Source organism: Microbispora sitophila (genome assembly GCF_014892245.1).
GTDB classification, from domain to species: domain Bacteria; phylum Actinomycetota; class Actinomycetes; order Streptosporangiales; family Streptosporangiaceae; genus Microbispora; species Microbispora siamensis.
The window spans coordinates 155,537-176,214 of record NZ_JADBGC010000002.1 but is presented as its reverse complement, the minus strand read 5'-3'; the positions used below and the strand labels follow the sequence as shown (position 1 = coordinate 176,214).

The following is a 20,678-nucleotide window of genomic DNA, read 5'->3' as shown; positions in this document are numbered from 1 at the left end:
GCCCGAGCTGCTTCCGATCCTCCGTGAGCACAAGAAGCGCCAGGACGCCGAACGCGCGGAGGCCGGTGAGCTCTGGGAGGATCACGCACCTGCTCTTCCCGACGAGGCGGGGCCGGCCGATGGAGCGCAGCGAGGACTACAAGATGTGGAAGGCACTCCTGCGCCAGGCCGGGGTCAGGGAAGCCCGCCTCCACGACGCCCGCCACACCGCCGGGACCCTACTCGTCGAGCAGGGCGTCCACATCCGGGTCGTGCAGGAGATCCTCGGCCACGCGCGGGTGACGACCACTGAGCGTTACACCCACATCGCCAGTCCCCAGGTGCAGGACGCCAGCGAGCGCATGGGGGCGGCCCTGTGGGGCGAGGACTGAAAGCGCCCGCAACCCGAAGGCTGAGAGCAACTGCAACTAGAACTGCAACTAGAGGCCCTGTGGAGATCAAAAAGCCCCTCTCGCTGAAGTCAGCGAGAGGGGCTTTGATCTGCGGAGGCTCGGGGATTTGAACCCCGGATGGGCTTAAGACCCAAACCGCATTAGCAGTGCGGCGCCATAGACCTGACTAGGCGAAGCCTCCTGGTAGCGCGTTGCTCAGCACAGCGTACCGGCGATCGCCCAAGGCGGCAAAGCGGATTGCCGGGTGACGTTCGCCCCTGTGCTGGGAATCCACGCCACGGGACGTTTGGATCGATGCACAGCCCTTGTCCACAGGTTGTGGACAAGGGCTGTGCACACAGTGTGGATAACCCGCCTCAGCGTCGGCACAGGCTACGCCTGGCGGACGGCCTCGCCCTCGATCTCGATCTTGACCTTCTTGCCGACGAGGACACCGCCGGTCTCCAGGGCCTGGTTCCAGGTCAGACCGTACTCCTCGCGGTCGATCTCGGTCTCCGCGCCGAACCCGAAGATCTCCTGGCCCCACGGGTTGTTGGCGGCGCCGTTGAACTCGACCTTGAGCTCGACCTCCTTGGTCACGTCACGGATCGTGAGGTCGCCGACGAGCGTGAACTCGTTGCCCGACAGGTTGCTCACCCGCTTGCTGCGGAAGGTGATTTCGGGGAACTTGTCGGCGCTCAGGAAGTCGTCGCTCCGCAGGTGGCCGTCGCGGTCGGCCGCACCGGTCTCGATCGTGCCCGCCTTGATGACGACGTCCACGCTGGACTCGAGCGGGTTCTCGGCAATGACGATCTTGCCCTCGTAGTCGGCGAAGTGGCCGCGGACCTTGCTGACCATCATGTGCTTGACGACGAAGCCGACGCGCGTGTGGGCCTTGTCCAGCGCGAACTCGCCGGCCGTCGGGACCTTCAGGCCCTCCCACTCACGGATGCTCATGGCTGCTCCCCAGATTGTTGCTGTGCGGATGTCTCACTCAGCAAATGTCTACCGGAGAAATATTCCTCACGTCAACTATCGTGCCGTAGACTTGGGTCATGGACCCATTCGACGACCCCCGGCTCACGGCGATGGGCCTGCTCGCGGAGGTCTTCACCGGGCTGGTCGCCAAGACCAGCCCCACGCTGGCCGCCGCCGGACTGTCCGAGGTCGACTTCGAGACCTTGATCCGCCTTGCGCGTTCCCCCGAACGACGCCTGCGGATGAGCGACCTCGCGGCCCAGACGTCGCTGTCCACGAGCGGGATCACCCGTGTGGTCGACCGCTTGGAACGTGACGGGCTCGTCGAACGGCATGCCTGCGCCACCGACCGCCGCGCCTCGTACGCCGTGCTGAGCGAGGTGGGGGCGGAACGGTTGCGGACGGTGCTCCCCCAGCACGTCAAGGACATCGAGACCTGGTTCACCGGGCTGCTGACCGAAACCCAGCTCGCCGATTTCCTGAAGGCGCTGCGGGTGATCCGCGACGTCGTACGGCCCTGCGCGACCGCCGGCGTACGGGAGGCGAGCAGGACGGCGCGGGCCAGGACGGGCTGAGTCCCGGCAGAACGTGATTCGAGGGAACCGACCGGACGGACTGGCGTAAACGATCGATTTCTGGTGGACTCCGTAATCCAGGAAACGGCTCCACGACAGCCGACGCAGTCCCCCGTACCCGAGCCCATGGAGCGCCCGTGCGTTTCCCCTCACGCGCACTCGCCGTCCTCGCCACCGCGGCCCTCGCCGTTCCCGTCGCCGCTTCCACCTCCGCGTTCGCCGCGGCCACGGCGAGTCCGAGTCCGAGTCCGAGTCCGAGTGCGAGTCCGAGTCCGAGTACGACGGCCTCGCAGACGCCCGCCGCGACCAGCCCGAGCCCCAACCCGCAGCCGACGGTCACCGTGACGAGGACGATCACCCCCAAGGCCGTCCCCAAGACGACGAAGACCACGCCGGTCAATACGCCACGGCCGAAGACCGTGCCGAAGGACGCCGTCCAGGTGACCGTGAAGAAGGTCGTGGACGGCGACACCGCCGATGTCGTCACCACGAGCGGCAGGACCGTACGGATCGGCCTGCTGGAGGCGGACGCCCCCGCCAAGGGCGTCTGCTGGTCCCAGGAGGCGGCCGCCCGGTTGAAGGCCCTGCTACCGGCCGGCAAGCCGGCGTGGGTCCGGGCCGCCGAGCAGGTTCCCGAGCAGGGGCGCATCCTGATCTATCTGTGGTCGCCCAAGGGCGTCTACGTCAACGGCGACATGGTCAGGAACGGCCTGGCCCAGACCGTGAACTCCTTCCCCGAGCACAGCTACACCGACTGGCAGTACTGGGAGCAGGTGCGCGCGCAGACCGACAAGCTGGGATTGTGGTCGGGCTGCTGGGCGGCCGACACGTACGACAAGCGTGAGAGCGTCCAGCCCCCGCCGGGGGCCGGCGGCGCGACCCCGGCGCCGATCGAGCCGGTGGACGCTTCTCCGGCCCCACCCGGCACGACGTACTCCCTCGAGCCCATTCCGCAGGGGGCCACTCCCGGCTCGGTCGCCACGGTGCGGCCCTCCCCGAGCCCCACTCCCAGCCCCAACCCGAGCGCCAGCCCCAGTGCTTCGAACGGGTCGCTCGACCCCAAGTACGACACCTGTGAGGATGCGAACGCCAACGGATACGGCCCGTACTACCGCGGCACCGACCCTGAGTACGTGTGGTACGAGGACCGCGACAATGACGGCGTGGTCTGCGAGAGGTGACGGTCAGTTGACCCTCTTGCGGGCGTCGGGCACGACCAGGTCGCCGCGCAGTTTGGCCATGCCGCGCGAGACCGAGCTCTTGACCGTGCCCACGCTGATCCCGAGGGTCCTGGCGATCTCGGGCTCGGTCATGTCCTCGTAGTAGCGCAGCACGATCGCCGTACGCTGCCTGGCGGGGAGACGGTCGAGCGCCTGCTCCAGCTCGTCGTACCGGTGCCGCGCATCCTGCTGCACCGGTACGTCGGGAAGCTCCTCGGAGGGGTACTCCTCCAGCTTGCGCCGCCGCCACCAGGAGATGTTGATGTTCACCATCGCCCGCCGCACGTAGCCGTCGAGCGACGACCGGTCACGGATGCGGTCCCACGCGAGGTACGTACGCGCGAGGGCGGTCTGCAGGAGGTCCTCGGCGTCGGTGGGGTTGCCGGTCAACTGGTTGGCCACACGGAGCAGGGCCGCCCCGCGAGACTGGACGTACGTGCGGAACTCCTCATGGTTCACGATCAGGGATCACCAACCCGGCCAGAGAGGCATCTCGTGCCAGAATCGCAGCCGCGCCCCCGGATCCGGCTGAACCGAAATCCAGGTTTCGCACCCGCCTGGGCAAAGACCGGGCAAGCCGGTGGCGGCCCGTAGCGCATGCCGTACGTCCTGCCGGGCAGTGGTTTGCCCGAAACGGGTGGCAACGCCTTGCACCGGGAGGAGGAATATTGATCCCGGACGCCACCATCGCCCGGAAAAACGCCTCTCCATCCCCGTCCGGCATGTGAGGCTGGAGAGCGTGGAAGGGGCGATGCCGAACCGGGCCGGAGAGCGAAGGCGGAAGCTGACGGCGGCGGTTCTCGGCCGCGACCCCCGGCCCGCGCCGCGCTCGCCGGAGGAGACGGAGCCGTTCGACGTGGTCAGCGGCGACCTCCTCGACGTGAGCCCGCACCTGATCATCCTCGAGACCGCCGACGGCGAGCAGCGGCGCCTGGTGATCGCGCCATGGGCAACCGCGTGGCGCGGGGGCACGGTGGCGCCCGCCGATCTGCCGGCCGGAGCCCGGGTCGTCATCCGGGCACTGCGCGGAGGCACGGTCGCCGAGCGCGTCTGGGCCGACATCACCCGGATCACCGGCGTCATCCGGCAGGTCAGCGGCAGGCGCGACCTCACCGTCGAACTCGACTGCGGTCCACATCGCCGGGAACGCTCCATCGTCGTGCCCTACCGCTACTCCGGGCGGATCCGGGTGCGGCATCCCAAGCTGGAGCCGGGTTTCCTGTTCGACGCGATCGGGCTGCTCGACCAGGGCACGTCGTTCGCGCATCTCCCGGCGACCTCGCAGCCGCCCTACCGGGCCACGGCCGTGCCCCCGCCCACGCTGACGTACGGAGGAAGCGAGGCGGGCATCTCGGGCACGGCGGTGTGGGCGGACCTCACGGACTGCGCGGAGGAGGGCATCACGCAGGGCGTCGCCTATCCCATGCTCGAACGCGAGGACACCGGCTGTGACGACTCCGGCGTCTCCTGCGCCGGCCTGCCGTACCTCGCGCTGGGCTCGCTGCTGCGCGTACGCAACGTGTGCGACGGCCGGGCGGACGCGCTGCCGATCGTCGCGTGCGGGTGCCTGACTGGGCGGTTCTGTGACCGATGTCTGGAATGCGGCACGTCCCCGCGCGGCAGGATCGTGGAACTGACCGCGTCCTCGTACGTCGCGCTCGGAGGAGACTTGACCAAGGGCTGCTTCAACGCCCGCGTCGGATTGGGGTGACCGGTGCTTTCGACAATCGCGGCCGCCGCGCTGCCGATCCTCGTGGCGACGCTGGCGCTGGGCGGCGTCGCCAAGCTGGCCACGGTCGGGCGCGAGGCGTCGCCGGGCGCGCTGGCCCGGCTCGGCCCGGCGGTGCTCATGCCCGAGCGCTTCGCCAGGCCGGCCATGATCGCCTGCGCCTTGGTCGAGTTCGCCCTGGCGGCCGGCCTGCTGGTCGTGGATCACCCGGTCGCCCGGTGGCTGCCGGCCGCGTTCTTCGCCATGGCGACGTACGTCCTGTGGGATCTGCGCAGGCGGCGGCCGGACGTGGGGTGCGGCTGCTTCGGAGACGTGAGCGACGCGCCGGTCGGGCTGCGGTCGATCGGCCGGGCCGCGGCGCTGACCGCGATGGCGGCCCTCGCCGGGGCCGACGGCGTCACAGGCCTGCCTCATGTCACCGCGGCGACGGCGCCCTGGATCGGCGGGGGCGTCGCCCTGCTGCTCGCCTGCTCACCCGAGATCGACGAGATCGTCTCCCGCCTGCGTCACCGGCCGCCGTGCGAGCAGCGGCCGATGCCGCCCGGACGGGCGCTGTCGCGCCTGCGGGCGAGCGCGGCGTGGCGGGCCCACGCAGGGTCACTGCTGACGGAGGAGCCGTCGGACATGTGGCGTGAGCTGTGCTGGCGCTTCTTCGTCTTCCCCGCCCAGGGGGACGCGGAGGTCGTGTTCGCCGTGCAGCTCAGCGGTCGGCGTCCCGCCGTACGCGCCGTCGTGGTCGACGCCGACGGACGTGTGGCTGCGGCCGATGACCCCGGCGACGCCTCTCTGCGGGAATCTACGCCTGTATCGGCCTGACGCTATACAGGCGTAGATTCCCGCATCGAGGACTTTCACTTCAACTCTCTACGGCTCTCTAGCTTCCCCTCTAGAAAGCCGTAGAGAGGTCGATGGGCGCGCCGATCAGAGCGGCTGCGCACGGAGGAACCTCCCGAAATGCGGAACGGTGAACCCGATCACGCCGCGCTCGGCGCTGTAGATCAGGCCTTTCTTGATCAGGCTGTCGCGGGCCGGGGACAGGCTCGACGGCTTGCGACCCAGTGCCTCGGCCACCTCGGCGGTCGGCACCGGGTCGTCGCCGAGCTGGGCCATGGCGTGCATGTAGTCCCGCTCGGCGGGGGTGGCCCGCTCATATCGGCTGCCGAAAAAGCCCACCGCGAGCTCCTCCTCGGCCTCCGGGGCGGACACCTTGATGTCCTCGGCCGTGATCGGGCTGCGCGGGGCGAAATCCCAGGCGACCTTGCCGTACGCCTGGACGAAGTAGGGGTAGCCGTCGGCCGCCTCGTACAACGCGTCGAGCGCGTCGGGGGTGAACTCGACGTCCTCGCGGGCGGCCGGGGCGATGAGCGCCAGGTCGGCGGCGTCCCGGTCGAGCCGGTCGATGCGCGCGTAGCGGAACAGCCGCTCGGAGTAGCTCTTGCTCGCCGACAGCACGCTCGGCAGATGGGGCAGGCCGGCGCCGACGACGATCAACGGGCCGCCGTTCTGCGACAGCTCGTGGCAGGCCGCGCACAGGGCCGAGACGTCCGGCGCCTGCACGTCCTGCATCTCGTCGATGAACAGCGCGATCCCGACGCCGAGGTCCGTCGCCACGCCCGCGGCGTCGACGAACAGCTCGGTGAGGTCGATCTCCAGGTCGCCGGAGTCGGCCCGGCCGCGCGCGGCGGGCACGTCGATGCCGGGTGACCAGTGCGAGGTGCCCTTCGCCGCGGCGGGATCGCGCATCGCGAACGCCTTGAGCACGCCGAGGAACTCCTCGATGCGCTCGGGGGCGCGGTGCCGGGGGGCGAGCTCCCTGATGGCCATGTGCAGCGCGGCGGACACCGGGCGGCGGATCGACTGGTCGGGCCTGGCCTCGATCTTGCCGGTGCCCCACAGCCGCTGCATGGCCATCGACTTGAACGTGTTGAGCAGGACGGTCTTGCCCACGCCGCGCAGGCCGGTGAGGACCATGCTCCGCTCCGGGCGGCCCCGGGCGACCCGCTCAAGCACGATCTCGAACTGCTGCAGCTCGCGGTCGCGTCCGGCGAGTTCCGGGGGGCGCTGGCCGGCGCCGGGGGCGTAGGGATTGCGCACGGGGTCCACGCTCTCGGACTTTATGACGGGATATAGCGGCCGTCGTAGATTTCCGTAGAGAGCGCTACGGCGTGTCGCCCGGCGCGGCCTCGGCACGCACCGCCCGGCGGTGGGCGGAGCCTGAACCGGGACGACCGGGACGACAGCGGGCGGAGCCGGGGAGGGCACGATCGGATCGAACGCCACGGAAACGGCGACGGCCGGAACGGGGGCGGCGGACACCGTGGGCACAGCCATCACACACCCCTTACCTGCCAGGACTCGACCGAACCCGTGTTCGATCCGATGGCCATGACTGTAGCGCGTCATCGAACACCTGCGCGAGCTTTCCACGAAAGCTCCGTCAAACGCCGTCGTTCACCGGCTCGCACGGGTCCGCAGCGCGGCCTAGTCCTCCAGGGCGGCCAGGTCCTCCGGCGTCAGCCGGATCCGTCCCGCCCCCATGTTCTCCTCCAGGTGGTCGAGGGACCCCGTGCCGGGGATCGCGAGCACCGCGGGCGAGGTCGCCAGCAGCCACGCGAGCGCGATCTGCGGGGCGGTGGCCCCGTGGCGCTCCATCACCGCCGCCAGGCGCGCCTGGTCGATGGGCCGCCACCCGCCGCCGAGCGGGAAGAAGGGCACGAAGGCGATGCCGTCCTTCTCACACCGGGCCAGGAGCTCGGTGTCGCCCCTGTCCTGCACGTGGAAGCTGTTCTGCACGGCGGCCACCGGGGCGATCGCCAGCGCCTCGTCCAACTGATCGGCGTCGACGTTGCTGAGGCCCAGGTGCCTGATCAGTCCCTCCTCGCGAAGCTCGGCCAGGACCGCGAACCTGTCGGAGATCGAGACGCCGCCCGGGCCGCTCATGCCGCCGACCCGCAGGTAGACCAGGTCGAGCCGTTCCACGCCGAGGGTGCGCAGGTTGTCCTCCACCAGCCCGCGCAGCTCGGCCGGGCCGGCCTCGCCGCTCGGCATTCCGGTCTCGTCGAGCAGGGGGCCGACCTTGGTCGCGATCACCAGGTCGTCCGCGTACGGCGCGAGCGCCCGGCGGATCAGGTCGTTGGAAGCCACGCCTTCCCGCCGGTAGAACCATGCCGTGTCGATGTGGTCCACGCCGAGCTCGACGGCGCGGCGGAGGACGGCGACGCCCGTCTCCGGGTCGCGGACGGCGCCCTGGAAGGTGCCGATCGGCAGCCGCATGGCCCCGAAGCCGAGCCGGTGAACGGGGAGGTCGCCGCCGAGGAGGAACGTGCCGCCGAGCGCGGCGTTCGTGTTCGTCGTCATACCCGTCAGCCTCGTGCAGCCGAGGACGACGGCCAACGCGATGGCAGCAAGCTGCCACGTCCTGCGGGGTCATAATGAGGGGGTGACAGCCGATAAGGTCATCACGGTCCGCGGCGACGCGGAGCTCGTGGCCCGTGCCGGTCACCTGTTCACCGGTGCCCGGCACGTGTTCGCGTGCGCGGCCCGCGATCTCGACACGTGGTCGCGGCCCGAGGCACGGCAGTCCATAACCCGGCGGATGCCCGGCCCCGGCACCTCCGGTCTGGCCGTCAAGAAGCTGTTCACCCCCGTCGCCCTCGCCGACGAGGCCGCGCGGGCGCACCTGCGCGAGGTCATGACCACCGGCGTCGAGGTGCGCATCAGTTCCACACCGCTGCCGCACGAGACGATCGTCATCGACCGGCGCGTGATGATCCTCGCGGAACGGGACCGGCCCGGCCCCCGCGAGTACACCGTGACCACCTCACCCACCCTGGTGAACGGCGTGTACTCCCTCTTCCTGGCCGCCTGGGACGCCGCCACCGAGCTGACCGCCTACCTGCGCGGCGACGCGCCGCACCTCGACGACGACAGCCGGGCCGTCCTGCGCGCGCTCGGTGCGGGCTACACCGACGAGACCGCGGCGCGGCATCTCGGCCTGTCGCTGCGTACGTACCGCAGGCGTGTCGCGGAGCTCATGGACGCGCTGGAGGCCGGCTCACGCTTCCAGGCCGGGCTGCGCGCGGGCGAACTCGGACTCACGGGATAGCGGCACCCCCGATCCTCCGTGCGCCGGCAGTGCGACGATCAGTGCGACGGGCACCGGCTTCGGTCTCGCGCTCAGCTCCCGTTTCGAGCTCTGCGCCTCGGAGTCGGACTTCCATCTCACGCATCGGGACTACGACCACGACTATGTCATGGCCCACTTCACGCCTAACGGAGCGTGTGCGGGAGCACGAGGGCCGCCGCGGCGACCAGGGTGATCAGTCCCAGGTAGGCGAGGACGAGCCGGGTGTCCCTGAGATAGCACTTGCTCCTGGTCAGCCCGGCGCGGCGGGCCCGCCAGTATCCGGCGAACCCGAGGGCCGCGAACCCGAGCACGGCCCACGCTCCGAACAGCCAGGCGAGCAGCGCCACCGTCGCGTAGACGCACAGCCTCAGCGGGTCGTACGGCTTGGCCTGCCCGCCCTCGGACGCCCGGGCCGACTCGGCGGCGCGCGCCTGCTCGTACGCGACGCCGGTCGGCCGGTCGCCGGGCGCCGGTTCTCCGTCGGCGGTCACCGCCGCGTCACGCCTCTCATGTGATCTCCAGCAGCGGGAGCCGTACGCCGACGTCGGCCGCGGCGACGGCGGACAGGCGCTGACGCGCGAGCGCGGGCCACGCCTGCACGGCGCAGAACGGCGCGCACTGGTCCTGGTCCGAGCGGGTGCCGACGTGGACGCAGCACTGCACCAGACGCTCCTCCAGCATGGTGGACATGTCCATGAAGGGCTTGATCGTGATGCGTACGACCCGTTCGCCCAGCAACCGGCGCAGCCGCCGCTTGCGCCCGGGCAGGGCCGAGGACGCGAGCGTCAGCAGGGTCGTCATCCCGAGGTCGCAGTTCTCGCAGATGTCGCGCCAGACCTTGCCGATCTCGGGGTGCGACAGCGACGACTGCTCCGACAGCAGGCCGAGCAGCGACTCCTGCACGGCCATGCGGAGCTGTCGGGGGATCTCGGAGTCGGCGATGCGGTTGGAGACGAGCCCGAGATTCTCCTTGAGGCGGTCGTGCCCGATCAACGCCGTCAGCGAGCGCCACTGGTCGGCGTCGTCCTTGATCATGTAGCCGACCGAGCAGCAGTGCGGATGCGAGCAGGGCAGGGCGGTCAGGTCGCGCCAGGTGACCAGGCCGCCCGTCTGGGGGCCGAGCCGCTTGAGCACCCCGGTGTGAGTGAGCCGGTCCATGGGGTCGATCGCGCCGGACCGCCCCGAGCCGAACTGCGGCTGGATCGACACGCCGCCGACGTACGGCGTGTCGAGGGCCAGGCGCACCACATCGCCGATCTCGCCGTCGTTCACTCCGAGGGCAGCTGTCATGACCAGCGTGGTGAAGATCTCCCGCTCCGACAGCCGCCGCAGCGCCTCCGCCTTGAACCGCCGCAGGTCGCCGCCCCGGTGGTGCCGGGACGCCTCGGCCGACAGGCCGTCGTACTGCAGGTAGACCTCGACGCGCTCGCGGTGCTCGGTGAGCAGGTCGAGCAGGGCGTCGTCCCGGGCCACCAGGAGCCCGTTCGTGTTGATCAGGATGCGGGTGACGGGCCGGGCCGTCAGTTCGGCGAGCAACTCGGGCAGGTCGGGGTGGAGGGTCGGCTCGCCGCCGCTGAGCATGAGCACGTCGAGACGGCCGTTCTCGCGGGCCAGGCGCTGGTCGACGTTGGCGAGCACCTCCCGGACCGGCACGATTCCCCGCAGGTCGGGCGAGGAGTCGGTGAAGCAGGTCGGGCAGCGCAGGTTGCACGCCTCCGCCACGTCCTCCAGGAGGATGCACGTGTGCTGGGTCTGCATCTCCGGCAGTCCCCGCAGGTACGCCTCCGGGATCGGGTCGAAGTTGCCGGCGACGTCGGGCAGATGGGCCTTGGTGGGGGCGGTCCACTCCTCCAAGTAGGCGAGGATCTCCGGGTCCTCGTCGTAGAGGGTCCTGACCATGCCGTGGGTCCGGCAGCCGCGCTCCAGAAAGACGCGGCCGTCGCGGGCCGCGAGCCAGCCGGACAGGCGCGGCACCTCCGCCAGCGGGCGGTCCGGCCGCTCGTCGTGGCAGCGGGGGCAGAACGCGTTGACGTAGCGGAGGATGCGGTCTCCCCGCAGTGGCATTCCGGTGGTCACAGTGCACCGTCCGTGTAGAGCGAGGGGTTGATCCCGGTGCAGAAGCCGGCGGTGAAAATCGTCATGAGCGCCCAGCCGATCATCAGCCCCAGCCCGAGCCCCCGCGACCAGGGCTTACGGAGAAGGAGCAGCAGCGTTCCGCCGCCGAACGCGATCAGGGCCAGGATCACCGATCCACCGATGAGCGCGACGTTCTTGTGCTCGCTCGCGACTCCGTCCGCCGCCGCGAGGGTCGCGAGGAAGAGCACGAAGTTGACGACCACGTAGGCCACGATCCCCGCGATCGTCATCGCGATGACCACGCCGGTCGTGTTCTGCGCCTGGGGCGGCGGCCACGGGCGCGGCCCACCCGGTCCGTACGGCCCGCCGGGACCTGGCCCATACGGCCCACCCGGTCCGTACGGCGGCGGGCCGGCCGGGCCTTGAGGCGGCGGCGGGCCGCCCGGACCGTACGGCGCGCCGGGAGGCGGCGGCACGGGCGGATGCCGGGGAGGATCGCCCGGCTGCGGGTCGTTCGGCCGCTCGGGCGGCTCGGGGGGTGTGCTCATCTCTCCTCCTCGCCCGCAGGCGACAGCCGGGCGGCCGGTAACAGCGGTCGCCGCTCGCCCCGCAGGGGGAGCAGCCGGTCGTAGAACCCCTTGCGATATCCGAGCCCGAGGCGGACGGCGAGGAGCACGAGCCCCGGGACGAGGAACCACTGCGGGCGGGTCAGGTCGAGCCAGACCGTCTCGTTCGCCCTGGTGAACTCGACGAGGAACCGGAAGACGGCGTACGCGCCCAGATACAGGGTGAACAGCTCGCCCGGCCTGTCGACCCGGCTCCGCGCCCACAGCAACGCGCCGAAGGCGGCGAGCTGGAACACGGTCTCGTACAGGTATGACGGATGCATGGCCTGCCCGGACAGGCAGCCGGGGCACTCCGGGACGGTGGCGGGCGCGTGGACCCCCCAGGGAAGGCTCGTGGGACGGCCGGGGGCCTCGGTGAGGAAGCAGCCGATGCGGCCGACGGCCATGCCGAGCGCGACGGCGGGCGCGAACAGGTCACCGGTCCGCTCCCGGTAGCCGATCAGCCGTTTCGCCACCAGCACCCCGACGTACGCGCCGGTCAGGCCGCCGAGGATGCTCCGGGCGCCGAACATCCACGCCTCGAGAAGGCCGGGGTTGAGCGCGGGGTCGAGATGCTCGGCCCATCCGGACAGCCGCATGCCTATCGCCCCGCCGACCAGCGCGCCGGTGACGGCGACGAGCGACTCCTCCCGCAGGGCCCCCCGGCGCCGCGCCTCCAGGACGAACACCACGCTCGCGAGGAGCACGCCGAGACCCACGAAAAACGCGTGGGTCGGCACGCTCAACTCGCCGAAACGCAGATGCTCAAGCACGACGCCACCCTAGCGGCGGCCCACGACGATTCCGATCGTCAATTCGTACGGCTTGCGCCCCTTCCATACGGCGATTCCGGCCAACCGCCGGAGCTTTGTCCACAGGCGTCCCGCTGTCCACAGGAGCGTGCGCGACCGCCTGCGCACGCCTCGGCCGCGGGTAATCTGCGCCTATGACCTCCTTGTGGAACCGCAGGTCAGCGGTAGTGATGGCGGCTCTCGTCGGAATGACCGGCTGCGCAGGGGTCGGCGACGCCGGCGCGTCCGCCACCGCCCGGACCCGGGTGTCCGCGCCCGCCCCGGCGTCACCGGCGGCGGACTCGTCCACGCCTGCCGCTCCCTCGGCGGCGCCGATCTCCTCCGCGTCCGCCACCCCGTCGCCCGTCACGCCCTCGTCCGCGCCGGCCTCGCCCGCGCCCGGGAACGAGCCCACGCCGAGCCCGAGCGGGCCGCCCGCCTTCTCCGCGAAGATCGAGAAGGTGTCCCGCGACGACGTCCGATACTCCTGGCGTCCGGGCTGCCCGGTTCCGCTGAGCGGGCTGCGCAAGATCACCATGACTTACTGGGGCTTCGACGACCAGGCGCACACCGGCACTCTCGTGGTCAACAAGAAGGTGGCCGAGGACGTGGCCTCCGTCTTCGGGAAGCTCTACGACATGCGCTACCCCATCCGCCGGATGGAGCCCGTCGACGTCTACAAGGGCAGCGACTACGACTCCATCGACGCCGACAACACCTCGGCCTTCAACTGCCGCAACGCCACCGGCTCGGGCAGCTGGTCCAACCATGCGTACGGCCTGGCGGTGGACCTCAACCCGCGGGAGAACCCGTACGTCTACGCGAACGGCTCCAACGCCCACCGCAACGCGGACGCGTTCGTGGACCGGCCGCTCAAGAAGCCGGGCGTTATCAACAGCGGAGACCGCGTGGTGCGGGCCTTCGAGCAGATCGGCTGGGGCTGGGGCGGCTCGTGGTCCGGTGCCAAGGACTACCAGCACTTCTCCGTCAACGGCCGCTGAGATCGGGGCCGACGCTCAATCGGCTATCTGTGAGGCTCGTGGAGAAGGCGTGAAGGTTCGCATTCACCTACGGGGCGGTCGGGGGACGGCCTCATCCCGGCAGGCCCCGCCCACCGCCTCCGGCACGGTGGGCGGGTCGCCCCGGCGGTGACCCTGAGAGAGGTCCGTCCGCCGGGGAGCGCATGCCGGGTGACGAGACGACCGGTTACGGCGTGACCGGCCTGCCGCCGAAGGTCACGACGAGGTGCCCGTCCGAGGCGTAGGACCAGCCCAGGGCGCCGGTGTAGGAGGAGCACCGGGATCCGTTCGAGCCGGACCAGAACTGGTTGGAGCTGTCCGCGTTACCGACGATCTTGTCGTTGCTCCCGCTGCCGCTGCGGCAGGAGGTGTTACCGCGGAACACCGAGGTGCCGGCGTCGAAGGAGAAGTTGCGCTCGGTGTTGTCGATGCTGACGTTGTCCGAGATCGACATCGTGCCGGGGTTGCTGTTGTAGGTGAACCCGTGATGGCCGTTGTGATAGGCGATGTTGCGCCGGATGATGTGGTTGACGGAAATCTTGTCGCCGCCGAGCTTGTAGCCGTTGCGGTCGCCGTTGCCGGCCTGGCTGCCGTTGGTGAGGGTGCCGTTGTTGTAGGACAGGGAGTCCTCGATGGTGACCGGGTCGATGGCTCCCGTATCCGTCTTGGTGTAGAGGTCCCAGCCGTCGTCGATGTTGTTGTGGGACACGGCGTAGCGGAAGACGTTGCCGGTGCCGGTGGTGAGCTTGGCGGCGAAGCCGTCGGCGTCCTCGCCGTCGGAGTCGGCGTTGTCGTGCGACTCCGCACTGAGGATGAGGTTGTTGGACGGCCACTGGTCGCGGGGTGTGTCGGAGGCGATCCGCCCGAGCTGCAGCCCGGTGTCGCGGTTGAACCGGGTTACCGTGCGTTCGATGATGTTGTTGCTGCCGCCGACGTAGATCCCGTTGTCACCGGCACGCTCGACGACGATGCCGTAGACGTGCCAGTACGAGCCGTTCACAGCGAGTCCGCGGTTCGACGAGGACTCGCTCTGGGCCGAGAAGTTCAGCACCGGCGTCTCGCCGGGATAGGCGGACAGGGTCTTGCGGGCGCTCGAGGTGCCGTTGTTGCCCGGCGCGATGGTGACCGTCTGCGCGAGGTTGTACGTCCCGCCGCGCAGGTAGATCGTCCCGCCGGGAGTGGCGCGGGTGATCGCCGCGGTGAGGGTCGTCGGGTCCGACTGCGTCCCCGCCGCGCCGTCCCTGCCGATCGGCGACACGTACAGCGCACCACTCGACGGTGTGGTCGTGGGTGAGGGCGAAGGCGAAGGCGAGCGCGTGGCGGTGGGCGAGGGCGAAGGCGAAGGCGAGCGCGTGGCGGTGGGCGAGGGCGAAGGCGAAGGCGAGCGCGTGGCGGTGGGCGAGGGCGAGGGCGAGCGCGTGGGGGTGGCGGTCGGCGTGGGGGACGAGGTCGTGGTGGAGCCGGTGCAGGTGACGCCGTTCAGGGTGAACGAGGCCGGCTTGGGGTTGGACCCCGACCAGCTGCCGTTGAAGCCGATGGACAACGACCCGCCGGTCGCTATGGCGGCGTTGTAGTCCACGTTCTTGGCCGTGACGTTCTGCCCGCTCTGGCTGTAGGTGGCCGACCACCCGGTGTCCACCTTCTGACCGCTGTCGGGGAAGGCGAACCCGAGCGTCCAGCCGTTGATCGCGTCGCCCAGATTCTGGATCGTGATGGTGGCGGTGAACCCACCCGGCCAGTCGTTGGTCGTGTAGGTCACGGCGCACCCGGTGGCGGCCTGCGCCGTTCCGGCAGTGACCACGCCGGCCAGGGCGGCGACTCCGGCGAGGGCGCTGACCACCCCGGCACCCGTTCTGGTTCTGCTTCTCACAACCGAGCTCCTTGCAGGTCGCGCAGGGCCCCTGACCGAGGAATGACTCCTGACCCCACAAGGGTTTTCGTGCACCTGAACTACATCCATCTACAGGAACACCGCGCATCAAGCTATGAGCCCATCGATCGCCGGTCAACGCCGCGCCGCGGCGGCTTTTCGCGTACGACGTCTCTCACTTGCACAGGGACTGCCGACGACGAAGAACGGGACCCGGGACCGGGTGAAACGTTCAGGCGAGAACTCGGAAACAGGGCGGCAGCCGCAGGCGGACTCGGCGTTCATCGGGCCGCCGCCGTCGAAGACCCCGCCCATCCGGACCCCCGTCGCCACCCCTCATACCCGACCCCCTGCCGGTGCCGATGCACCGACAGGGGAGAGAGTCGAGTCCTGGGAGAGGGCGACGGGCAATGGCCACCACCACCCGCACCGGCGACAGCACCGCGGAGGAGAGAAAAGGGAGGACAACGCCCGCTCCTCCGGCCGCAGGAAGCGGGCGTCTCTCCAGATATGACATCTCCTGATTCTCCAGAAAAGTGGGGAATCACGAGTGAGGGCTCACACGCTAACGGGCTCCGGACTCCGGGTCGGAAAGGATCGCTTACCGGTTAATAACGATCGGCCTACGACCCCGTCACGCACTGGCGATCAATCAGGTTCCACAGGTCAACTGCTATGGAGACGGCATGACGGGAGAGAGATGTCCGGTTGGCACCACTCCGTTCCCCTTCCCCCGGTATGGCCGCCGGACCTGTTCGAGGTCCGCTCGACCCGGCCCATCCCGGACGGCGGCGCGGCCGATCGCTACCACTTCCCGCGAACCGCCCACGAAGCCGCCACGCGTCTTCGGGACGTACGCTTCGCGACACAGATCCAGGTTGTCCGCATCGAGGACGGAGTGACCCTCTTCGATCTGGTCGCCGGGGTGGAGGTCCCCCTCGAACAGTGGTGACCATCAGAGCGAGCCGGCAGGCTGCGGCAAGATGGGTGCATGACGGCGAAGGACGGCGACGGCTGGGCCCTGTGCGCGCTGGGGCACCAGCACTGGGGACTGTACGGCGCCGCCGGCCTGCTCACCGTGCACCACACGCTCGACGGCATGCCGTACGTGCTGATGCAGAAGCGTGCGTGGTGGAGCCATCACGGCGGCACGTGGGGGTTGCCGGGCGGTGCGTGCGACAGCCATGAGGACGCCATCACCGGCGCACTGCGCGAGGCCCGGGAGGAGGCGGCGCTGGACTCCGACCTCGTCCGGGTGCGCGGGCTCTACGTCGACGACCACGGCGGCTGGTCGTTCCAGACGGTCATCGCGGAGGCCGAAGGGCTGCTCGACGCCGCGCCCGCCAACGGCGAGAGCGCGGACATGCGCTGGGTGGCGGCCGACGAGGTCGTGTCGAAGGAACTACACCCCGGCTTCGCCGACTCATGGCCGAGGATCCGGCCCGCGCTGAGCCCGGTGGTCGTCGTCCTCGACATGGCCAACATCATCGGCGCGCGGGCCGAGCACGGCTGGTGGAAGGACCGCGCGGGCGCCGCGAACCGTCTGCTCAACGAGCTGATCCCGCTCTGCGGGCAGGGCCTCGGCGAGATGCCGGAAGGAGTGCCCGCCCTGACCCGATGGTTCCCGCGCATGGTCGTGGTGCTCGAAGGGGCGGCGGCCGGGGCCGCCGACCCGGGGCCCGTGACCGGGGACCTGACGGTCGTGGCGGCCGGAGGCAGCGGTGACGACGCGATCGTGGAGGCGGTGCGCGGCGTGCGGCCCTGGGAGACCGCCCTCGTCGTCACCGCCGACCGAGGGCTGCGCGAGCGGGTGACGGACCTCGGCGCTCTGGTCACCGGCCCCCGCTGGCTGCTCAAGCAGCTCTGAATACTTTTTCTACCGTTAGTCCTATTTGGGCAGGATGAATCACGTGATCCTGCGCTACCGCCGACTGGCCACCACCTGGACCGTGACCGTGCCGATCCTCGCCGTGGCAGTGCTCGCGCTGGCGTGGGGGCGGACCATTCCTCCCGTCGTCGTGGTGATCGCGGCGCTCTTCCTCGCGGCTTCCGTGCTTGCGGCCGTGCATCATGCGGAGGTCATCGCCCATCGCGTGGGCGAGCCGTTCGGATCGCTCGTGCTCGCGGTGGCGGTCACGGTGATCGAGGTGGCGCTGATCATCAGTCTGACCGCGTCAGGAGGACCGGCCGCGTCGTCGCTCGCCCGCGACACGGTGTTCGCCGCCGTGATGATCACCTGCAACGGGATCGTCGGCCTGTCGCTGCTGGTCGCAGCGCTGCGGCGGCGGGTGGCGGTGTTCAACGCGGAGGGGACCGGAGGCGCGCTGGCCACCGTCGCCACGCTGTCCACGTTGAGCCTCGTCCTGCCGACGTTCACCACGAGCAGGCCGGGGCCCGCCTTCGCCCCGGCCCAGCTCGCGTTCGCCGCGGTCGCCTCGATCGCGTTGTACGGCCTGTTCGTGCTCACCCAGGCCGTACGGCACCGCGACTACTTCCTCCCGGTGGAGTCCGGCGGCCAGGGCGGGGACCCCGTCGAGCACGCCGACCCGCCGACCACGCGCGCCGCCGTGACCAGCCTGGCACTGCTGCTGAGCGCGCTGGTCGCGGTGGTCGGCCTGGCGAAGGTCGAGTCTCCCGCCATCGAGACGGCCGTACGCGCGGCGAGCCTTCCCCAGTCCGCGGTGGGCGTCGTGATCGCGCTGCTGGTGCTGCTGCCGGAGACCCTCGCCGCCGTACGCGCGGCCCGGCGGGCCCGGGTCCAGGTCAGCCTGAACCTCGCCTTCGGCTCGGCCATGGCCAGCATCGGGCTCACCATTCCGACGATCGCCGCGGCGTCGCTGTGGCTGGAGGGCCCGCTGCTGCTCGGGCTCGGCCCGACGCACATCGTGCTGCTCGGCCTGACGGTCGTCGTGGCGACGCTGACCGTGGTGCCCGGCCGGGCCACCGTCCTGCAGGCGGGCGTCCATCTCACGCTGTGCGCCGCCTTCCTGCTCCTGGCGGTTAGTCCATGAGAGAGGGTGACGCGTGAGAGGCGTCGACCGGACAGCGCCGGGCCTCTCACGCCGGTCACGCGGTCAGCCGCGGGTCCACTTCTGGTTGGCTCCGCCGGTGCAGTCCCACAGCTGGAGGCGCGCCCCGTTGTTGGGGTTCACGTCCACGATGTCCACACATCGGTTGGCGGCGGTGTTGACGAGGTCGCCGGCCGGGGTGAGCGTGAAGCGCTGGGCGCCGGTGCCGTTGCACGTGTAGAGCTGGATGGGCGTGCCGTTGGCGGTGCCCGCCGACGCGGCGTCCATGCACTTGCCCATCGCGCGAACCGTGCCGTCACCGTTGATCGTCCACTGCTGGGCGGCGGTGCCGTTGCAGTCGTACATCTGCAGGCGGGCGCCGTCGACGGGGTTCGCGCTCGGGATGTCGATGCAGCGGCCGTTCAGGTTGGACTTCAGCGCGCCGCCGGTCCCGCCTCCCCCGTCGCTGGTCCACGCGGAGACGCGGACCCAGTCGATCAGCATCGTCTGCGGGAACGACGTGGTGGAGTCGGGGTTGCCCGGCCAGTAGCCGCCGACCGCCACGTTCAGGATCAGGAAGAACGGGTGGTCGAACACCCACTGGTTGCCGCGGATGTCGGCCGGCGTGACGCGGAAGTACTCCGAGCCGTCCAGGTACCAGACGATGAGGTTGGGCGACCAGTCGACGCGGTAGGTGTGAAAGGCGTCGCCGAGCGGCGCGCCGATCGTCCGGTTGCCGCCGACGCCGCTGCCGCCCGAGTAGCCGGGGCCGTGCACGGTGCCATAGACGGTGTTGGGCGTATTGCCGACGTTCTCCATGATGTCGATCTCGCCGGTGTTCGGCCAGTTGCCGCCGCCGAGCATCCAGAACGCCGGCCAGATGCCCTGGCCCTTCGGAATCTTGATGCTCGCCTCGAAGCGGCCGTACGCCTGACTGAACTTGTCGGCGGTCAGGATGCGGCCGGAGGTGTACTGGCAGGTGCCGTAGTGGCACTGGTAGTTGGACGGGTTCTCCTTGCGTGCGGTGATCGCGAGGTGTCCCTGTCCGTCGTGGTACACGTTGCGGGTCGAGTTGGTGTAGTACTCCAACTCGTTGTTGCCCCAGCCGCCGCCGCCGATGTCGAACTTCCACTTGGAGCCGTCGACGGGCGTTCCCGCCGCGGCGTTGAACTCGTCGGACCAGGTGACGGGGCCTATGGCGGCGTCGGCCGGGTCGGCGCCCGTGCCGGCGACCAGGCCGCCGGCGAGGGTGACGACCATGGCCGCGGCCATGATGAGGAGCCGGGGTTTGCGCATGGAGATCTCCGGTTGGTGGGGGGATGCCAGCAGGATCTCCGGCCCGCACCGTCGCGGTGTGCGAGGGCGCGCGCCGGCGTGTCCAGCGCTTCAGGCAAGCTTTAGAGCTTGAATTAAGATGCAACACCCTTACTGAGCGAGCTGTCAATAGGCCTTGACTCGAACCTGTCAGCCAGGCCCGATGACCGGACGGTGCGGGCGTACGCCGGCCTGCCGTACGGGAAGGCGGTAGGTCTCCCCGCGCATGATGTAGTGCACCAGGTGCGACAGCCCCGCGCTCCGGACGTGCTGCTGGAAGTCCTTGAGCGGGGAGGCGAACGCCTCGTAGTCGTCGTAGTGGACGGGCAGGGCCGACTCCGGCTGCATCAGCCGGAGCCACTCCACCCCCTGGGCGCCGTCCATGGTCACCGTGACGCCGAAGATCCGCGTGCCGCCGAGGTGCACGATGCCGACGTCGATGTCGGGGAAGCGGCGCGGGATCTCCGACAGGCACTCGTCCATGATCGTGTCGCCGCTGATGTGCAGGCGCAGGTCCACCTCGCCGGCGTGGGCGAAGTCGAGCACACTCCCCACCACCGGCGGCATCAGCGCGTTCGCCGGGCCCGGCGCGTGCCGGGCGGGCGTGGTCGTCACCGTCAGCGTGCCGTCGCCGTGGCGCTCGTGGTGATACTCCCAGGGCTCCAGGCCGATCGCGTGGCCGAATCCCTGACGGCGCAGCCGGGCCGCCGCGTGCCGGGTGGTGACGATCGGCAAGTCCTTGTCGAGGCCGTTCCTGGCGATCCTGTCCCAGTGGTCGCCGTGCATGTGCGACAGCACGACGAGGTCCAGTGGCGGAAGCTGCCCGATCTCCATCGCCGGCTCGGTGCGGCGGCGTGTGCTCACCCCCCAGCCGAGATGGGCTCGCTGCCCCTGGTGCAGGAAGTTCGGATCCGTCAGCACGGTGAACCCGTGAGAACGGATGATCATGGTGGCGTTTCCCACGAAGAACACGGTCGCGTCCGCTGGATCGGGCAT

General features: G+C 70.2%; 21 protein-coding genes and 1 tRNA gene. 10 read left to right on the top strand and 12 right to left on the bottom strand.

Annotation, left to right across the window (positions count from 1 at the left end; translation table 11 throughout):
- Positions 1-65: 65 nt before the first annotated feature.
- Positions 66-371: a tyrosine-type recombinase/integrase gene (locus IL992_RS04050; RefSeq protein ID WP_193201945.1), complete on the top strand. Its 306-nt coding sequence runs from the start codon at positions 66-68 to the stop codon at positions 369-371.
- A 112-nt stretch (positions 372-483) separates the two neighbouring features.
- Here IL992_RS04050 and IL992_RS04045 read toward each other — a convergent pair.
- Positions 484-573, bottom strand: a tRNA-Ser gene (locus tag IL992_RS04045).
- Positions 574-764: 191 nt separating this feature from the next.
- Positions 765-1,328: a YceI family protein gene (locus IL992_RS04040; RefSeq protein ID WP_193201944.1), complete on the bottom strand. Its 564-nt coding sequence runs from the start codon at positions 1,326-1,328 to the stop codon at positions 765-767.
- Between the two features lie 98 nt (positions 1,329-1,426).
- Here IL992_RS04040 and IL992_RS04035 point away from each other — a divergent pair, with 98 nt between their 5' ends.
- Together IL992_RS04035 and IL992_RS48205 are read left to right on the top strand one after the other, a co-directional pair.
- A complete protein-coding gene (locus IL992_RS04035) occupies positions 1,427-1,924 on the top strand; it encodes a MarR family winged helix-turn-helix transcriptional regulator (RefSeq protein WP_193201943.1) in 498 nt (165 codons plus the stop codon).
- Between the two features lie 137 nt (positions 1,925-2,061).
- Entirely contained in the window at positions 2,062-3,105 is a 1,044-nt protein-coding gene (locus tag IL992_RS48205) for a thermonuclease family protein (protein ID WP_193201942.1), read from the top strand.
- A gap of 3 nt (positions 3,106-3,108) precedes the next feature.
- Here the strand turns inward: IL992_RS48205 and IL992_RS04025 are convergent, their stop codons facing one another.
- Positions 3,109-3,609 (bottom strand): SigE family RNA polymerase sigma factor, encoded by a 501-nt coding sequence (locus IL992_RS04025; protein WP_193202269.1) that lies wholly within the window; start codon positions 3,607-3,609, stop codon positions 3,109-3,111.
- Between the two features lie 274 nt (positions 3,610-3,883).
- On the opposite strand from IL992_RS04025, the gene IL992_RS04020 reads away from it, so the two are divergent.
- Positions 3,884-4,855: a hypothetical protein gene (locus IL992_RS04020; RefSeq protein ID WP_319018326.1), complete on the top strand. Its 972-nt coding sequence runs from the start codon at positions 3,884-3,886 to the stop codon at positions 4,853-4,855.
- Between the two features lie 3 nt (positions 4,856-4,858).
- Positions 4,859-5,689 (top strand): MauE/DoxX family redox-associated membrane protein, encoded by an 831-nt coding sequence (locus IL992_RS04015; RefSeq protein WP_193201941.1) that lies wholly within the window; start codon positions 4,859-4,861, stop codon positions 5,687-5,689.
- 105 nt (positions 5,690-5,794) lie between these two features.
- Here the strand turns inward: IL992_RS04015 and IL992_RS04010 are convergent, their stop codons facing one another.
- Positions 5,795-6,976, bottom strand: a complete 1,182-nt coding sequence (locus IL992_RS04010; protein ID WP_079320107.1) for an ATP-binding protein — start codon at positions 6,974-6,976, stop codon at positions 5,795-5,797.
- Between the two features lie 378 nt (positions 6,977-7,354).
- Positions 7,355-8,230: an oxidoreductase gene (locus IL992_RS04005; protein WP_193201940.1), complete on the bottom strand. Its 876-nt coding sequence runs from the start codon at positions 8,228-8,230 to the stop codon at positions 7,355-7,357.
- An 82-nt stretch (positions 8,231-8,312) separates the two neighbouring features.
- On the opposite strand from IL992_RS04005, the gene IL992_RS04000 reads away from it, so the two are divergent.
- On the top strand, positions 8,313-8,978 hold the full coding sequence (locus IL992_RS04000) for a helix-turn-helix transcriptional regulator (RefSeq protein ID WP_193201939.1): 666 nt from the start codon (positions 8,313-8,315) through the stop codon (positions 8,976-8,978).
- 164 nt (positions 8,979-9,142) lie between these two features.
- On the opposite strand, the gene IL992_RS03995 is transcribed toward IL992_RS04000, so the two are convergent.
- The 4 genes from IL992_RS03995 to IL992_RS03980 are packed head-to-tail and all read right to left on the bottom strand — an operon-like array spanning position 9,143 to position 12,453.
- Positions 9,143-9,490, bottom strand: coding sequence for a hypothetical protein (locus IL992_RS03995; RefSeq protein ID WP_226872306.1), 348 nt, complete (start codon positions 9,488-9,490; stop codon positions 9,143-9,145).
- Positions 9,491-9,506: 16 nt separating this feature from the next.
- On the bottom strand, positions 9,507-11,075 hold the full coding sequence (locus IL992_RS03990) for a radical SAM protein (protein WP_319018325.1): 1,569 nt from the start codon (positions 11,073-11,075) through the stop codon (positions 9,507-9,509).
- Entirely contained in the window at positions 11,072-11,623 is a 552-nt protein-coding gene (locus tag IL992_RS03985; protein WP_193201938.1) for a hypothetical protein, read from the bottom strand. Before IL992_RS03985 ends, IL992_RS03990 begins: the two co-directional genes overlap by 4 nt.
- Positions 11,620-12,453, bottom strand: a complete 834-nt coding sequence (locus tag IL992_RS03980) for a prolipoprotein diacylglyceryl transferase (protein ID WP_319018324.1) — start codon at positions 12,451-12,453, stop codon at positions 11,620-11,622. Before IL992_RS03980 ends, IL992_RS03985 begins: the two co-directional genes overlap by 4 nt.
- A gap of 173 nt (positions 12,454-12,626) precedes the next feature.
- Between IL992_RS03980 and IL992_RS03975 the strand changes: the two genes are divergently transcribed.
- Entirely contained in the window at positions 12,627-13,472 is an 846-nt protein-coding gene (locus IL992_RS03975; protein WP_226872305.1) for a M15 family metallopeptidase, read from the top strand.
- 205 nt (positions 13,473-13,677) lie between these two features.
- Here the strand turns inward: IL992_RS03975 and IL992_RS03970 are convergent, their stop codons facing one another.
- On the bottom strand, positions 13,678-15,360 hold the full coding sequence (locus tag IL992_RS03970) for a cellulose-binding domain-containing protein (RefSeq protein ID WP_319018323.1): 1,683 nt from the start codon (positions 15,358-15,360) through the stop codon (positions 13,678-13,680).
- A gap of 700 nt (positions 15,361-16,060) precedes the next feature.
- Here IL992_RS03970 and IL992_RS03965 point away from each other — a divergent pair.
- From IL992_RS03965 to IL992_RS03955, 3 genes are read left to right on the top strand one after another with little or no spacing between them, the layout of a single operon-like run.
- Complete coding sequence (locus IL992_RS03965) at positions 16,061-16,312, top strand: hypothetical protein (RefSeq protein ID WP_193201936.1); 252 nt, start codon at positions 16,061-16,063, stop codon at positions 16,310-16,312.
- A 39-nt stretch (positions 16,313-16,351) separates the two neighbouring features.
- The gene (locus tag IL992_RS03960; RefSeq protein ID WP_193201935.1) at positions 16,352-17,227 is read left to right on the top strand and encodes an NUDIX hydrolase; all 876 of its coding nucleotides are present in this window, start codon (positions 16,352-16,354) and stop codon (positions 17,225-17,227) included.
- Between the two features lie 34 nt (positions 17,228-17,261).
- Positions 17,262-18,371 carry a calcium:proton antiporter gene (locus IL992_RS03955; RefSeq protein ID WP_193201934.1) on the top strand — a complete coding sequence of 370 codons (1,110 nt, stop codon included), beginning with the start codon at positions 17,262-17,264 and terminating at the stop codon, positions 18,369-18,371.
- Positions 18,372-18,434: 63 nt separating this feature from the next.
- On the opposite strand, the gene IL992_RS03950 is transcribed toward IL992_RS03955, so the two are convergent.
- Together IL992_RS03950 and IL992_RS03945 are read right to left on the bottom strand one after the other, a co-directional pair.
- On the bottom strand, positions 18,435-19,664 hold the full coding sequence (locus IL992_RS03950) for a glycoside hydrolase family 16 protein (protein ID WP_193201933.1): 1,230 nt from the start codon (positions 19,662-19,664) through the stop codon (positions 18,435-18,437).
- A gap of 168 nt (positions 19,665-19,832) precedes the next feature.
- Positions 19,833-20,678, bottom strand: coding sequence for an MBL fold metallo-hydrolase (locus tag IL992_RS03945; protein WP_193201932.1), 846 nt, complete (start codon positions 20,676-20,678; stop codon positions 19,833-19,835).